Consider the following 14,350-nt stretch of genomic DNA (forward strand, 5'->3'; position numbering starts at 1 on the left):
CCGGATCGATGCTGCGCTATCTGTATCGCCTGCTCATTCCGCTCAACGTCTACGTCTTCGCAAGAGCGCTGGCGACGTACCGGCGCAAGCAGGCGCGCCGCCAGCTTTGACCCTTACTGATCGCGCCGCTCGGCAACCTCCGCCGGGCTGACCTTGCCCTGCTTGTTACCGAACTGCGCGACGACGTAGTTCGCCAGTTCCGCGATCTCGGTATCCGAGTAGGTGGCGGCGAAGCCGGGCATGTAGATGTGGTTGTCACCGACATGCATGTCGATCCCTTTCAGGATGATCTGGGTGACGTTGTGGGCTTCGGCATCGTTGACGCCGCGGTTGCCCAGCAGGCCGGCGTGCTGGGTCTGCTGGCCGTTGCCGTTCCACTGATGGCAGCTGGCGCAAGCGCCTGCGAACAGTTTTTCGCCTGACGATGCAACATCGCCATCACGCTTGCCCGGCAACAGGGCGCTCGATGCCAGCGCTCGCGCCGGCTGCGGATCGACGGTAATCGGATCCTTGCCCTTCTGGGCCGGCACGCTGCGCAGATAGGTCACCAGCGCGGCGACATCCGGCTCGGCGAGGTGCTGCAGGCTGTACTCGACCACTTCGCCCATCGGCCCGGCGGCCGAGGCATGACCGTCGGCATGACCGCTGGTGAGGTAGCTGGCGAGTTCGCTGTCGCTCCAGGCGCCGATGCCGTGCTCCTTGTCCGAGGTGATGTTGTAAGCACGCCAGCCCTGCAGCGACTCGCCGGCCAGTGCCTGGTCGTGTTTCAGCCCGAAGCCGAGGTTTCTCGGCGTGTGGCATTCGCCGCAATGTCCGAGTGCGGTGGCCAGATAGGCGCCGCTGTTCCACTCGGGCGATTGCTTTTCATCGGCGACGAAACGCTGGCTCTTGAAGAACACTGCGTTCCAGAAGCCCATCGCCCAGCGCTGGTTGAACGGGAAGCCGAGTTCGTTCGGCTTGTCGGCCTGGGCGATCGGCGCAAGGCTGAACAGATAGGCCTTGATCGCCAGCACATCGTCGCGGCTCAGCAGCGTGTAGGACGTGTACGGGAAGGCTGGGTAGATGCGCTGGCCATCGTTGCGGATGCCTTCGCGCACGGCTCGTACGAACTGATCGTCGGTCCAGGTACCGATGCCGTGCTCGGGATCGGCGGTGATGTTGGTCGAGTAGATGGTGCCGAACGGCAGCTTGAAGGCAAGGCCACCGGCGTAGGGCTTGTCGCTGCCCGGCACGGTATGACAGGCGACGCAGTCAGCGGCCTTGGTCAGGTATTCACCGCGCGCCAGGATGTCGGCCGAGGCCGAGACGCCGGCGAGTACCGGTGCCTTGCCGTCGGCGGAATCGCTGCGATTGAGCAGGACATAGCCGGCAGCGCCGATAATCAGCAGGACCACGACAACCGTCAGCAGACGTTTCATGACGCGCTCCGGGTCTGCGCCGGCTCGGCGGAGACGACTTTCTTCAGCGCCTTGGCATCTTCAACCAGCAGTGCACGATCAACCGGCAGTTCATGCAGCCGCACGCCCGTCGCCGCGAAGATCGCATTGGCCAGCGCCGGCGCCGCGATGGCGGTGCCGACTTCACCGAGGCCGCCCGGGGGTTCCGTGCTTTCGACGCGATAAAGCTCGATCGGCGGCGTCTCGTGGATACGCAGCGTGCGGTAGTCGTGGAAGTTGCTCTGCTCGATCGCGCCATCCTTGATGGTGATCTTGTTGAACAGCGCGGCGCTCAAGCCGAACACCAGGCCGCCCTGCATCTGGGCTTCGATCGAACTGGTGTTGATGGCGATGCCGCAGTCGAGCGCGAGCACGGCGCGCAGCAGCTTGACCTCGCCCTGCGGTGTCACCTCGACTTCGATGATCGCGCAGACCCGGCTGCCAAAAGGCTCGCCCAGCGCGATGCCGCGGCCCACTCTCGGCGGCAGCGGCTTCTGACCCCAGCCGATCTTTTCGGCGGCGAGATTCAGCACCGCCAGCGAGCGCGGATTGTTCTTCAGCATCGCGCGCCGATAGTCGAGCGGGTTCTGCTTGGCGACCACGGCCAGTTCGTCGATGAAGCTTTCAAGCACGAACAGATTGTGGGTCGGCCCGACGCCGCGCCACCAGCCGACGACCAGGCCCTCGGGCATGTCGTGGCGCACCCATTCGATCCTGGTGTTGGGAATCGCGTAAGGCGTTTCCTCGAGGCATTCGACGGCATCGGCATCGATGCCGTTCTTGCGCATACCACCCGGCGCCCAGCGGCCGAGCACGGTGCCGCCACTGGTCCGGTCACCGAGCCACTGCGGCAGACCGTCGTCACCGAGCACCGCGGAAATGCGGTCGTGATACATCGGCCGCACGCGGTCATGGCGGATGTCTTCCTCGCGGCTCCAGACCACCTTGAGCGGGTAGGGCACCTGCTTGGCGAACATCACCGCCTGCTCGACGGAATCGGTCTCCAGGCGTCGACCGAAACCGCCGCCGAGGTACTGGTTGTGCAGCTCGATCTTTTCTGGAGCCAGCCCGGTCAGCTGGGCGGCCGCAGCGACCGCCCGCGTAGGGACTTGCGTGCCGACCCAGATCTCGCATTTGTCGGCCGTGACGTGCACGGTGGTGTTCAGCGGCTCCATCGTCGCGTGCGCCAGCATCGGCAGCTGGTAGGTGGCTTCGACGAGCTTGCCGCCCGGCCGCGTGCCGACTTCCTTGGCAATCAGCGAGGGACCGTCGAGCGAGCTTTTCGCCAGCGCATCGCGGAGTTTCTGCGTGGTCAGCTCGGCGTTGCCGCCGAGATCCCATTCGATCTTCAGCGCATCGAGGCCTTTCTTCGCGGCCCAGAAATGTTCGCCGACCACGGCCACTGCGTCGGCGATGCGCAGCACGGCGATCACGCCCGGAATCGCGAGTGCCGTCTTGTCGTCGACCGAGCGGAGCTTGCCGTTGAGCGTCGGGCAAGCCTTGACCGTCGCCACCTTCATGCCCGGCACGCGGACATCGAGCCCGAACTGGGTTGCGCCGACGACCTTGTCGGCGGAATCGACACGCCGCAGCGGCTGGCCGATCAGCTTGAAATCCTTCGGGTCCTTGAGCTGCACCTTGTCCGGCATCGGCAGCTTGCCGGCGGCGACGGCCAGCGCGGCGAAGCCGAGCTGACGGCCACTCGCGAGGTGATAGACCACGCCGCGCTCGACCGTGCAACTCGAAGGCTCGACTTTCCACTTGGTGGCGGCCGCGCTGACCAGCATCGTCCGGGCCACGGCGCCGGCTTCGCGCAGCACCTGCCAGGTGCCGCGAGTGCTGGTCGAGCCGCCGGTGATCTGGCCGCCGAGCAGGGGCATCGAGTACAGCTCCTCGCTGGGCGGTGCGTGGGCGACCTTGATCTGGTCGATGCCGACGCCAAGCTCTTCGGCCAGCATCATGCTCGAGCCGGTGTAGATCGCCTGGCCCATCTCGACGCTCGGCATCACCAGCCGCACGCTGCCATCGGCATCGATGCGAATGAAGGCATTGGGCGCGAACGGTGGGTTGCCGTCGGCCAGTGCGGCGGCTGCGTCGCCAGGCTGGCGTCGGGCATTGAGTGCGGCAGCGGCTTTGCCGACGCCACCGACGAAGACGAAGGCGATCGCGAGACCACCGGTCTTCAGCACGCGTCGCCGCGCAGGATTGGTCAGCGCCTGAGCGCCCGCGGTTTCAGCGATGACGGCCTTCATGAGGCGTTCGCCGGTGCGGAGGTCAGCGTCGTCTGCGGCACTTCATGCTTGCCGGTCGCCGCCTGCTTGATCGCCGCCCGGATGCGCGGATAGGTGCCGCAGCGGCAGATGTTGCCGGACATCGCGGCGTCGATATCGGCGTCGCTGGGATTCGCCGTGTGCTTCAGCAGCGCAGTGGCCGACATGATCTGCCCGGACTGGCAGTAGCCGCATTGCACGACATCGATATCGAGCCAGGCCTGCTGGATCTTCTGGCCGCTGTCGGTCTTGCCGATCGCTTCGATGGTGGTGATGGCGCGCGTGCCGACGGACCCGACCGGCAGCACGCAGGAGCGCATCGGCTGGCCATCGACATGCACCGTGCAGGCGCCGCATTGGGCGATGCCGCAGCCGAACTTGGTGCCGGTCAGCCCGATGACATCGCGCAGCACCCAGAGCAGTGGCATGTCGGCGGGAACATCGATCGAACGCGATTCATCGTTGACGAGTAACGAAAGCATGGCTGACTCCGGACAGTGGCTGCGCTTACCGTAGCTTGAATCAGGCCAACACGGGGAGATTGAATCGCCGCGTGGTTTCGTCAGCCTCGTTCAGCGCATCACTTCAGCTGGTGCACCCAGGGCGCGTGCTCGAAGGCGCGATAGTCGCAGCTCAGTTCCTCGCCGGCGGCGATGTCACGGGCGGCGATCGTCCGTGTGTCGTCCTCGTAACAGTTCGGCGCGTTGTCGTGGTTCATGAACTTGCCGTTGTCGCCGCAGAACATGTAGACGCCGTCGACATTCAGATAGCTGTAATGGCGAATGCGGGTGCGGAACGGTTCCGGGAACGCTTCGAGTTCGGCTGGGGTGATCGCCCAGTCGATGTCCGGGTTCAGATCCCAGACCACGGTGCCGGCGGCAATCGCCATCGGGGTGAACACGCCGAGGCCGTGGATGGGGCTGGTCGCGAGATAGGTGGGCACCAGAAACATGCGGACTCCTCAGTCTGCGTTTCTCAAGCTGATGGGCGAGCGTCAGACGCCGGCTGGCGGTGACGCGTTGGGGGTGTGCTGCTCGGACTGTGCCTGGGTGATGTTGCTGCCGGGCGGCACGCTGCGGGTCAGCCAGACGTTGCCGCCGATGCTCGAACCCTTGCCGATGGTGACCCGGCCGAGGATGGTGGCACCGGCGTAGATCACCACATCGTCCTCGACGATCGGATGGCGCGGCTGGCCCTTGATCAGGCTGCCGTCCTCGGCGGCCGCGAAGCGTTTCGCGCCGAGCGTCACTGCTTGATACAGACGCACGTGATCGCCGATCACCGCGGTCTCGCCGATCACCACGCCGGTGCCGTGATCGATGAAGAAGCGGCTACCGATCTGCGCGCCGGGGTGAATGTCGATGCCGGTGGCCGAGTGCGACAGCTCGGCAATGATCCGCGCCAGCAGCGGTGCCTCGAGTCTGTAGAGCTTGTGGGCAAGGCGGTGATAGATCACCGCCATCACGCCGGGATAGCAGAGCAGCACCTCGTCGACGCTGCGCGCGGCGGGGTCGCCTTCATAGGCGGCCTCGACATCGGTATCGAGCAGGCCGCGTGCAATCGGCAGATAGGCCGCGAAGGCGTCGGTGATGTCGCGCGCCTGCTGCGGCACTTCAGCGACTTCGCGTCCCTGCTGGCGTGCCGTGTAGCTCAGTTCCAGCTGTACCTGGTCATAGAGTGCATTCAGAGCGGTATCGAGCGTGTGGCCGACGTAGTAGTCCTCGCTTTCCGCCCGCAGCTCGGCCGGGCCGAGGCGCATCGGAAACAGCGCGCCGCAGAGCTGATCCATGATCGTCTGCATGACGTCGCGAGCCGGAAATTCGCGGCCGCCGGAATCGAGACTGCGGTGACGCGCCTCGCGCCAGCGCGCGCGCTGCTCACGCAGGCCGGCGACTACTCCATCGAGATTCCAGTGCGACTGCGCTACCGGCTTGTTGCTCATGATCGTCATCGGTCGGTACGGGCCAGCGAACGCGCGGTCCAGCGCTGCAGCAGCACCTGCAGCACCGACATCGCCAGCAGGACCAGGCCGGTCTGCAGCCAGGATTTGGCCAGGTTGCGATCACGGCTCATGTCGGCTTCCACTTCGGCACGCACGCCTTCACGCAGCTTGGGCAGTTCCTCAGCCGGCGGCTGGCGATCGGGCGGAATGCGGGCGAGGTCGAGGCTCAGATTCAGCTCGGTCGCCAGTTCCAGATCCTTTTCGCTGTAGACCGGCATCGTCTGCAGGCGGTAGCCGCCGTACAGGCTTAGACCCAGGCCGGCGACGGCGAACAGTAGGGCAACGTGCAGGCGGATATTGCGACGCATGGTTTGACGCATGAATGAGGGGTAAAGCGCCGGGAGAAGGCGCAACGGTACGGGGATTGCTGAGGATGAGGCTGGGCTAGACTCGGTCATTGCCGGCCATCACAGGAGTTGTCCCATGCTGATTGGCGTCCCGAAAGAAATCAAGGTTCATGAGTACCGCGTCGGCCTGACCCCGGCCGGCGTCCGCGAGTTGAAGGCGCATGGTCACGAGGTGATCGTGCAGGTATCGGCCGGTGTCGGCATCGGCATTGCCGATAGCGCCTATACGGCGGCCGGTGCCAGCCTGGTCGACACTGCGACGGAAATCTTTGCCCGAGCCGAGATGGTGGTGAAGGTCAAGGAGCCGCAGGCCGCCGAGTGCGCGATGCTGCGCGAAGGCCAGGTGCTGTTCACTTATCTGCATCTGGCGCCCGATCCCGAGCAGACCAAGGCGCTGGTGGCTTCCGGTTGCGTGGCCATTGCCTACGAGACGGTCAGCGATGGCCGTGGCGGCCTGCCGCTGCTGGCGCCGATGAGCGAAGTGGCGGGTCGCATGTCGATCCAGGCCGGCGCTCATGCGATGGAGAAAGCGCAGGGAGGCAACGGCGAGCTGCTCGGCGGCGTGCCCGGTGTGGCGCCGGGGGATGTCGTGGTGATCGGCGGCGGCGTGGTTGGTTACAACGCAGCGCGCATCGCCGTCGGCATGGGTGCGAAGGTGACCATCCTCGATCGCTCGCTGCCGCGTCTGGCCTGGCTCGACACCGCGTTCGATGGCCGCCTGACCACGCTGTATTCGACTGTCGACGCACTCGAAACCGCCGTCACCCAGGCTGATCTGGTGATCGGTGCGGTGCTGGTGCCGGGCGCGGCAGCGCCAAAGCTGGTGACTCGGGCGATGCTCAAGCAGATGAAGCCGGGCGCGGTGATCGTCGATGTCGCGATCGATCAGGGTGGCTGCTTCGAAACCTCGCGGGCGACCACGCATCAGAATCCGACCTATGTCGAGGAAGGCATCGTTCATTACTGCGTGGCGAACATGCCGGGCGGCGTGGCGCGCACCTCGACCTTCGCGCTGACCAACGCGACCCTGCCGTTCGTGCTGGCGCTGGCCGACAAGGGCTACAAACGCGCGCTGCTCGACGATCCCAATCTGCGCGAAGGCCTGAACGTGCATCTCGGCCAGGTTACCTACAAGGCGGTGGCCGAAGCGCTGGGCTGCGAGTACCAGTCGACCAAGGACGCGCTGAAGCCCTGGTGGGCGGCCTCTGATCATTGAGATCGAGAGATTAATTCGTATCTGACCCCGATTTCTTGGCTGGCGCTGGCGGCAGGCTGGTGACCAGCACGTCGGCGATCGCGGCGAACATCGCCGTCGAACGCTGAGCGCGGGCCATCGTCCGCATGCCGCTCAAGCTGGCCATGACCGTCGCCGCGTAAGTGATCGCGGCTTCACGGGTCTCGAAGCGATTGGCGACGCCATCGGCGATCGCTTCGACCCAGCTTTGCACCGCGCCATTCACCGCGTCGGCAATCGTGCGATTGCCTGACGACAGCTCGCCGCCGAGATTCGAGGCAACGCAGCCCGCGGTGTAATCGCTGGCCTCCAACTCCCGCGCCGTGGCTTCGAACAGCGCGCGGACGAATGCCGGCTCGTCGCCCGGAGCCGTTGCGGCCGCACGCCGCTGAATACGGCCGCGAAGCTCGCTGCCGAACACCTGTAGCGCTTCGAGCGCCAGCTGTTCCTTGCCGCCGGGAAAGTGGAAGTAGAACGAGCCTTTCGGCGCGCCGCTTTCCTCCAATAGCTGGGTCAGCCCGGTCGCCGAATAGCCCTGAGTACGGAACAGCCGTACAGCGGCTTCGACGGCGTCCTGACGGGCATTACTGGTTCTCACCATTGCGTTCTCCTTCCTTCTTCAGCTGACGAACGGCATTTGCATCATCGCTGACGATTATGTAGGGTGGTCACCATATTATGGTGATTGCCATAGTGTACCGGCAAGCAAGCGGCAACGCGAAACCGGGAAGCAGTTGAACGGGGCCGGCGATCCGGCCGATGCAGGTGAAGGGATGGGGGTTGGGCGATGAAAACCACGACACGTATTTCGTTTGCGGCCTTGTTGCTGTCGGGCCTGGTGCTGATGCTGCTGGGTGCGCGGATCTGGTCGGCGCCTGATGTGTTCGCGTTCGAGATCGGTCAGTCGCGTCTGCCGGTGGAGGCAATCTCAGCCTTGGCGTTGAAGCACGGCGCGGTATTGCTCGGACTCGGCGTGTTCGCGGTGGTTTCGGCATTCCTGTCGCCAGTGATGCGCTGGCTGGCGCTGGGCCTGCTGATCGCTTCGGGACTCGCCGCCTGGTTCGGCTTGTGGCAGTTCGCGGGGGCTAGCAGTAACGCTTACGCAGCGGCGCTGAAAACCTTGCTGGTGGCCGATAGCCTGAGCCTGATGGCAGTCACGGCGCGGTTGGATGCCGATCGTCCCGGCCCGCAGCCGACCGATGCGGCGTTCCACTTCTACTGGGGCTGAAGAGGGCTGAACCAGGCCGCGTCAGCAGCCTTTCTTGTTCGCCTCTATCTGCTGCTTGATCTGGACAATCAGCCCGTCGAAGCCGTTGGCCTTGTAGATCTTGTCGTACTGGCTGGAGCGCAGGGCCAGATCGCTGACACCATCGGCGACGACATTGACGATGCGCCAGGCGCCATTGCTTTCACGCAGCACGTAGTCGAAGTTCACCGGCGCGCCACGGCCCGGCGTCAACTTGGCGTTGACCAGACGGGTGCCGTCGGCCAGTTCCTTGGTGGTCAGCGTTTCGAACTTCTCGCCACCGAACTGCGCGAACTGGCTGGTGTAAGTCGCCAGCACCAGATCACGAAAAGTAGTGACGAAGCTGGCCCGCTGTTCTTCGCTGAGATCCTTCCACTGCCGGCGCAATACGCGCTGGGCAAGGAACGGCAGATCGAAGCCGGCATCGACGGCCGCGCCGATCTTTTCGCTGCGGCCGCTGCACTTCAGCGTCGCACCGTTCTTCATGTTGTCGATCAGCACCGCGTGGAACGTGGTGATGGTATCGGCCGGCGTACCGGCGGCGAACGCAAGCTGACCGAACAGCAGGGAGGGCAGCAGGCACAGCATCAGTACGAGACGTTTCGGCATCGGCGACAATATTGGGCTCATGGGAAAGGGTCGGGGCGTTGGTATTCGGGCATTGATACCGACCCGCTTCCACCCGGCAAGTTCAGTTTTGAAGTCTAGTCTGGCACAGGGGTTTTTGGCGGATGAGTCGTTTTCTCGCAGCGCTGGTCGACGCGTCTCAGCGTCGTGCAGTCCTGGTGGTCATCGTGGCGCTGCTGGCCGGCGCTGGCTTTGCCGCGTATACGGCCAAGCACCTGAGCATCGATACCAATCTTCAGAATCTGCTCGCACCGGAGCTGCCGTGGCGGCAGGCCGAGATCGAGATGGATCGGCAGTTTCCGAAGCTCAGTCACACGCTGGTCGTGGTGATCGAGGGCGGGATTCCGGAAGTGATGGATGCCGCGCAAGCGCAGCTGATCGAGAAACTGCGGCCGCGCACCGACGTGTTCTCGGAAGTGTTCGCCACCGAAACCGAAGCCTACTTCCGCCGCAACGGGCTGATGTTCTTCGAGGCCGACAAGCTGCAGAAGCTCGCCGACGACATCACCGCCGCTCAGCCGTTTCTCGGTGCGCTCGATCAGGACCCGAGCCTGCGTGGCCTGTTCACCTTGCTCGGCCGCGCGCTGACTGCGCCGGTCGGTACTGATTTCGACCTGTCGCCGGCTTTCAACGGCATCGCCACCAGCGTCGCCGGCAGTACCCAGGGTGCCGATGCGCCCCTGAGCTGGCAGGCGCTGGTCGGTGGTGGCGGCAGCGAACTCGCGGGCTCGCGGCGCTTCATCGAACTGGGCGCCAAGCTCGACTTCAAGCGCTTGCTGCCGGCCGAACTGCCGGTGCAGGCAGTGCGGGACGCGGTGCGCGATCTGGGTCTGGCCGAGAAGGGGCTCAAGGTGCGGCTTACCGGCACCGTCGCCATGGAGCACGAGGAAATCCAGACCGCGTTTTCGGGTGCAGGCATCGCACTGTTCCTGGCGCTGACGGTTTCCGCGGTGCTGCTCTGGTTCGCGCTGCGTTCGCTGCGGCTGATGCTGGCGACGATCCTGTCGCTGGCCTATGGCCTGCTGCTGACCACGGCGTTCGCGGCGATCGCCGTCGGCCATCTGAATCTGATCTCGGTTGCATTCGGCGTGCTCTACATCGGCCTCGGCCTCGATTACGCGCTGTATCTGTGCATGCAATACCGCGAGCGGCTGGGGCAGGGGCTGGCAGTGAAAGGCGCGCTGGGCGTCGCGGCTTCGGATGTCGGTGGCTACATGACCGTTTGCGCGATGACCTGCTCGCTCGGCTTCTTCGCCTTCATTCCAACCGATTTTCTCGGCATCGCCGAACTCGGCGTCATCTCCGGCGCCGGCATGATCATCAGCTTAGGCGTGACCGTCACCCTGCTGCCAGCGCTGATCCAGCTGCTGGCGCCGGATCCGAAGAAACTGGCCTGGACGCCGGCGATCGGCAGCACGCTTTCGAAGTTACTGGCCTGGCCGTTCTCGCATGCCAAGCCGATCTGGATCGTCTCCGCCGTGCTGGTCGCCGGCTCGCTCTATCTGGTGCCGGGCGCGCGCTTCGACAGCGATCCACTGAAGCTGCGCGATCCCAAGACCGAAGCGATCATGACCTTCCGCGATCTGCTCAAGGATCCGGAAATCCCGACTCTGACCCTGTCCGCGCTGGTTCCCGATCAGGACACCGCGACCCGGCTCGCCGAGGCGCTGGGCAAGCTGCCCGAGGTCAAGCGGGCGATGACTCTGAACAGCTTCGTGCCGGTCGATCAGGAAGAGAAGCTGGCGATCCTCGAAGACCTGCGCTTCGCGCTGGGTCCGCAGCTGACCGATGCGCCGGCGCCGACCGAACCCGCGGTGCGCGAGGACGATTACGCGCTGATCGAACAGATGCGCGCCGGGCTTCCGGCTTATGTCGCGGCCCAGACCGGCAAGCAGGCTGAAGCCGCAAAAGCGCTGCAGGATGCGCTCGATGGCTTCGCCGCCGAGTACGGCAAGCGCGATGCAGCTGGACAGAAAGCCTTGCTCGCCGGCCTGCGCGCCAATCTGCTCGGCAGCCTGCCGGCGCGGCTTGCCGGCTTGAAGGAGGCGCTGAAAGCGAGCGCGGTCACCGCTGCGGACTTGCCGCCTTCGCTGATCGATCGCTGGAAGAGTGCCGACGGCCTGTATCGCGTCCAGGCGATGCCGAGCGCGGTGCTCGACAATCCCAAGGATGAAGCCGCGTTCATCGCCGCCGTGCAGTCGGTAGCACCGACCGCCACCGGCGGCCCGTCGACGCAGGCCGAAGCCGGCAGGTCGGTGGTCGAAGCGTTCCAGAAGGCGTTCGCCTATTCGGCCATCGTCATCACCCTGCTGCTGCTGGTGCTGCTGCGCTCGGTCATCGACACCTTGCTGGTGCTGATCCCGCTGGTCATGGCCGGGCTGCTGACCGTGGCCGCGTCGGTGCTGGCCGGCGTGCCTTTCAATTTCGCCAACGTGATCGCGCTGCCGCTGATTCTCGGCGTCGGCGTCGACTACGGTGTCTATCTCGTCCAGCGTGGCCGTGCGGCCGCCGATGGTTCGCTGCTGAAGACCGGCACCGCACGCGCCGTGCTGTTCGGCGCGCTGATCACCATGGTCAACTTCGGCAATCTGGCCTTCGCCAAGCATCCGGGCATGGTCAGCATGGGCTTGCTGCTGACCCTCGGCCTCGGCATGACCCTGCTTTGCGCGCTGGTGCTGCTGCCGAGCCTGCTGGCGCTGCGCTGGAAGAACGCGAAAGCGTGAATCAGAAGCGACCTCACGCATGTTTTGCAGCAACGACTGAACGAGTGCACTGATGAGCCTTGGAATCGCCGTCCTCACTGTCTCTGACACCCGCACGCTCGATGACGACAAGTCCGGGAATCTGCTGGTCGAGCGCATCGCCGCCGATGGCCATCGCCTCGCGGCGCGGCTGATCAAGAGCGATGACCGCTACGGCATCCGCGCCCAGCTTTCGAACTGGCTGATCGATGAGGCCGTCGACGTGATCATCATCACCGGCGGCACCGGCCTCACTGGCCGTGATCTGGTGCCGGAAGCGGTGCGGCCGCTGCTCGACCGCATCACCGATGGCTTCGGTGAGCTGTTCCGGATGTTGTCGTATGCCGACGTCGGCACTTCGGCGATCCAGTCCCGCGCGTTCGCCGGTTCGGCGAATGGCCGGTTGGTGTTCTGCCTGCCGGGCTCCCGCGGCGCCTGCGAACTGGCCTGGGACAAGATCATCGGCCTGCAGCTGAATACGTCGACACGGCCCTGCAATCTGGTCGACATCATTCCGCGGATGAAGGAATCGCCGGATGAGCCAGCGGCGAAGCGACCTTCGAATCGCGACTGAAACAGGGCGGCCCGTGGCCGCCGGGCATCGCAGCTGAACCTCGCCAAAGCAGCGGGCGTGGCCCGTCCTACGCGGGGAGGCTGAGCTTCTGCATCGCTTCGATCACCAGCGGATGCACCGGCTCCTCGCCCTTGGCGATGCAGGCGCGCAACTGCTTCTGCATGCGCGGTTCCCAGAATTTGTCGATGTGATTGGCGACGCCGCCCACGGCTTCGGCGTGATTCGGTTCGGCTGCGAAGAAGTCGGCGATGTTGTTCGCCATCTCGCTCAGGTTCTGGGGATTCATGCAGAGACGGTTTCGGTAGAGGTGGGCAGCGGCGCGGTGTCGCTGAGGCGCGCCGGGCAGGCGTAGATCACGTGATTGCCGCCGCGTGCGTAGCCGATCAGGCTCAGGCCGGCTTCCTCGGCCATGCGCACGGCGAGCGCGGTGGGTGCGGAGATCGCCACCAGCAGCGGCATGCCGACGGTCGCCGCCTTCAGCACCATCTCGTAGCTGGCGCGTGAGGTGATCACCGCGAAGCCGCGTGCGCTGTCGATGCGCGCGCGGCTCATGGCGCCGATCAGCTTGTCGAGCGCGTTGTGGCGGCCCACGTCTTCGCGCACCAGCAACAGCTTGCCGGCAGCATCGGCCCAGGCCGCGGCATGAGTTGCGCCGGTGACCGCGTTGATCGGCTGGCGCTCGCGCAGTTCATGCAGCGCGCGATGCAGCGCCGCGGTGCTGATCGGCAAACCGGCCGGTACGTGCGGCGCCGGGCGCATCGCTTCGGCGATGGTTTCCGAGCCACACAGTCCGCAACCGCTGCGGCCGACCAGATTGCGGCGGCGATCGGCAAGCAGCGCCGCCCGCTCGGCAGGAATGCGCAGGCCGATCTCGTAGCCGTTGTCGAGTGCGTTCACGGTCAGCGATTCGACATCATTGGCCGACGCGACGATCGCTTCGCTCAAGGAAAAACCGAGCGCGAAATCCTCGAGATCGCCGGGCGTCGCCATCATCACCACATGCGGCTGGCCGTTGACGATCAGCGCCACCGGCGTTTCCTCGGCCACGTAGTCCTGCGTATCGCGGGCCACGCCATCGCGCTGCACGTGCACCGGCAGCAGGGCATAGCCCGTCGCCGGATCGGGCGACGAGCCAAGCCCAGAGCCAGGCCCCGAACCAGGAGCTGGCAAAGACTTACTTGGCGATCGCGACATGACCGGCATCGCTGGCCTGCTTCAGCAGTTGCTGCTGGTTGTCGCTGAACTCGCGATAGCGGCGCTGCCATTCGCTGGGCTGGCTGACTCGCGTCACCTGCACGGCGGTGACCTTGAATTCGGGGCAGTTGGTGGCCCAGTCCGAGTTGTCGGTGGTGATCACGTTGGCGCCGCTGAACGGATGGTGGAAGGTCGTGTAGACAACACCCGGCTGCACGCGATCGGTGACTCGTGCGCGCAGCACGGTGTTGCCGGAACGGCTTTCGATGCCGACCCAGTCACCGTTCTTGACACCCCGCTCGTCGGCATCGTGCGGATGGATCTCGAACACGTCTTCGCTATGCCATTCGCTGTTCGAAGTGCGCCGCGTCTGCGCGCCGACGTTGTACTGAGACAGGATGCGGCCGGTGGTCAGGATCAGCGGGAACTTGCCGTTGACCTTTTCGTGCGTCGGCACGTATTCGGTCAGCAGGAAGCGGCCCTTGCCGCGAACGAACTCGTCGATGTGCATGGTCGGCGTGCCGAGCGGCGCTTCGTCGTTGCACGGCCACTGGACGCTGCCGAGCTCATCGAGCTTCTTGAACGAGACGCCGTGGAAGGTCGGCGTCAGGCGCGCGATTTCGTCCATGATCTCGGCCGAGCTCTGATAGTTCATCGGATAGCCCAGCGCGTTGGCGAG

Annotated in this window: 15 protein-coding genes; 4 read left to right on the forward strand and 11 right to left on the reverse strand. The window is 65.2% G+C overall.

What is annotated here, in order from left to right; all coding sequences use genetic code 11:
- Window positions 1–113 precede the first annotated feature (113 nt).
- The 6 genes from QZY06_RS09105 to QZY06_RS09130 form a co-directional block, all read right to left on the reverse strand.
- Window positions 114–1,418, reverse strand: coding sequence for a cytochrome c (locus QZY06_RS09105; protein WP_295683156.1), 1,305 nt, complete (start codon window positions 1,416–1,418; stop codon window positions 114–116).
- Entirely contained in the window at window positions 1,415–3,688 is a 2,274-nt protein-coding gene (locus tag QZY06_RS09110) for a molybdopterin cofactor-binding domain-containing protein (protein ID WP_295683161.1), read from the reverse strand. The genes QZY06_RS09105 and QZY06_RS09110 overlap by 4 nt, the downstream gene beginning before the upstream one ends.
- Window positions 3,685–4,188: a (2Fe-2S)-binding protein gene (locus tag QZY06_RS09115; protein ID WP_295683163.1), complete on the reverse strand. Its 504-nt coding sequence runs from the start codon at window positions 4,186–4,188 to the stop codon at window positions 3,685–3,687. The genes QZY06_RS09110 and QZY06_RS09115 overlap by 4 nt, the downstream gene beginning before the upstream one ends.
- Window positions 4,189–4,286: 98 nt before the next feature.
- Window positions 4,287–4,658 carry an SET domain-containing protein-lysine N-methyltransferase gene (locus QZY06_RS09120; RefSeq protein ID WP_295683166.1) on the reverse strand — a complete coding sequence of 124 codons (372 nt, stop codon included), beginning with the start codon at window positions 4,656–4,658 and terminating at the stop codon, window positions 4,287–4,289.
- Window positions 4,659–4,700: 42 nt separating this feature from the next.
- Window positions 4,701–5,648 (reverse strand): serine O-acetyltransferase EpsC, encoded by a 948-nt coding sequence (gene epsC / locus QZY06_RS09125; protein ID WP_295683169.1) that lies wholly within the window; start codon window positions 5,646–5,648, stop codon window positions 4,701–4,703.
- A 5-nt stretch (window positions 5,649–5,653) separates the two neighbouring features.
- Window positions 5,654–6,016, reverse strand: a complete 363-nt coding sequence (locus QZY06_RS09130; RefSeq protein WP_293389634.1) for a hypothetical protein — start codon at window positions 6,014–6,016, stop codon at window positions 5,654–5,656.
- Window positions 6,017–6,131: 115 nt separating this feature from the next.
- Here QZY06_RS09130 and ald point away from each other — a divergent pair, with 115 nt between their 5' ends.
- Window positions 6,132–7,271 carry an alanine dehydrogenase gene (gene ald, locus QZY06_RS09135; protein WP_295683174.1) on the forward strand — a complete coding sequence of 380 codons (1,140 nt, stop codon included), beginning with the start codon at window positions 6,132–6,134 and terminating at the stop codon, window positions 7,269–7,271.
- Window positions 7,272–7,281: 10 nt separating this feature from the next.
- Here the strand turns inward: ald and QZY06_RS09140 are convergent, their stop codons facing one another.
- Complete coding sequence (locus QZY06_RS09140; protein WP_295683177.1) at window positions 7,282–7,890, reverse strand: TetR/AcrR family transcriptional regulator; 609 nt, start codon at window positions 7,888–7,890, stop codon at window positions 7,282–7,284.
- Window positions 7,891–8,076: 186 nt separating this feature from the next.
- Here QZY06_RS09140 and QZY06_RS09145 point away from each other — a divergent pair, with 186 nt between their 5' ends.
- Window positions 8,077–8,517, forward strand: coding sequence for a hypothetical protein (locus tag QZY06_RS09145; protein WP_295683179.1), 441 nt, complete (start codon window positions 8,077–8,079; stop codon window positions 8,515–8,517).
- Window positions 8,518–8,538: 21 nt separating this feature from the next.
- On the opposite strand, the gene QZY06_RS09150 is transcribed toward QZY06_RS09145, so the two are convergent.
- The gene (locus QZY06_RS09150; RefSeq protein ID WP_295683181.1) at window positions 8,539–9,165 is read right to left on the reverse strand and encodes an ABC transporter substrate-binding protein; all 627 of its coding nucleotides are present in this window, start codon (window positions 9,163–9,165) and stop codon (window positions 8,539–8,541) included.
- A 101-nt stretch (window positions 9,166–9,266) separates the two neighbouring features.
- Between QZY06_RS09150 and QZY06_RS09155 the strand changes: the two genes are divergently transcribed.
- Both QZY06_RS09155 and moaB read left to right on the forward strand, forming a co-directional pair.
- Window positions 9,267–11,885 (forward strand): MMPL family transporter, encoded by a 2,619-nt coding sequence (locus QZY06_RS09155; RefSeq protein WP_295683183.1) that lies wholly within the window; start codon window positions 9,267–9,269, stop codon window positions 11,883–11,885.
- A gap of 52 nt (window positions 11,886–11,937) precedes the next feature.
- Entirely contained in the window at window positions 11,938–12,477 is a 540-nt protein-coding gene (gene moaB, locus QZY06_RS09160; protein WP_295683185.1) for a molybdenum cofactor biosynthesis protein B, read from the forward strand.
- A gap of 67 nt (window positions 12,478–12,544) precedes the next feature.
- Here moaB and QZY06_RS09165 read toward each other — a convergent pair whose 3' ends face one another.
- From QZY06_RS09165 to QZY06_RS09175, 3 genes are all read right to left on the reverse strand, one after another.
- Window positions 12,545–12,763: a formate dehydrogenase subunit delta gene (locus QZY06_RS09165; protein WP_293389654.1), complete on the reverse strand. Its 219-nt coding sequence runs from the start codon at window positions 12,761–12,763 to the stop codon at window positions 12,545–12,547.
- Complete coding sequence (fdhD, locus tag QZY06_RS09170) at window positions 12,760–13,569, reverse strand: formate dehydrogenase accessory sulfurtransferase FdhD (protein WP_295683189.1); 810 nt, start codon at window positions 13,567–13,569, stop codon at window positions 12,760–12,762. Before fdhD ends, QZY06_RS09165 begins: the two co-directional genes overlap by 4 nt.
- 82 nt (window positions 13,570–13,651) lie before the next feature.
- Window positions 13,652–14,350: molybdopterin oxidoreductase family protein (locus QZY06_RS09175; protein ID WP_295683191.1), on the reverse strand; the 699-nt coding region annotated here is incomplete at its 5' end.

This window comes from uncultured Nevskia sp., assembly GCF_903885465.1.
Taxonomy (GTDB): Bacteria; Pseudomonadota; Gammaproteobacteria; order Nevskiales; family Nevskiaceae; genus Nevskia.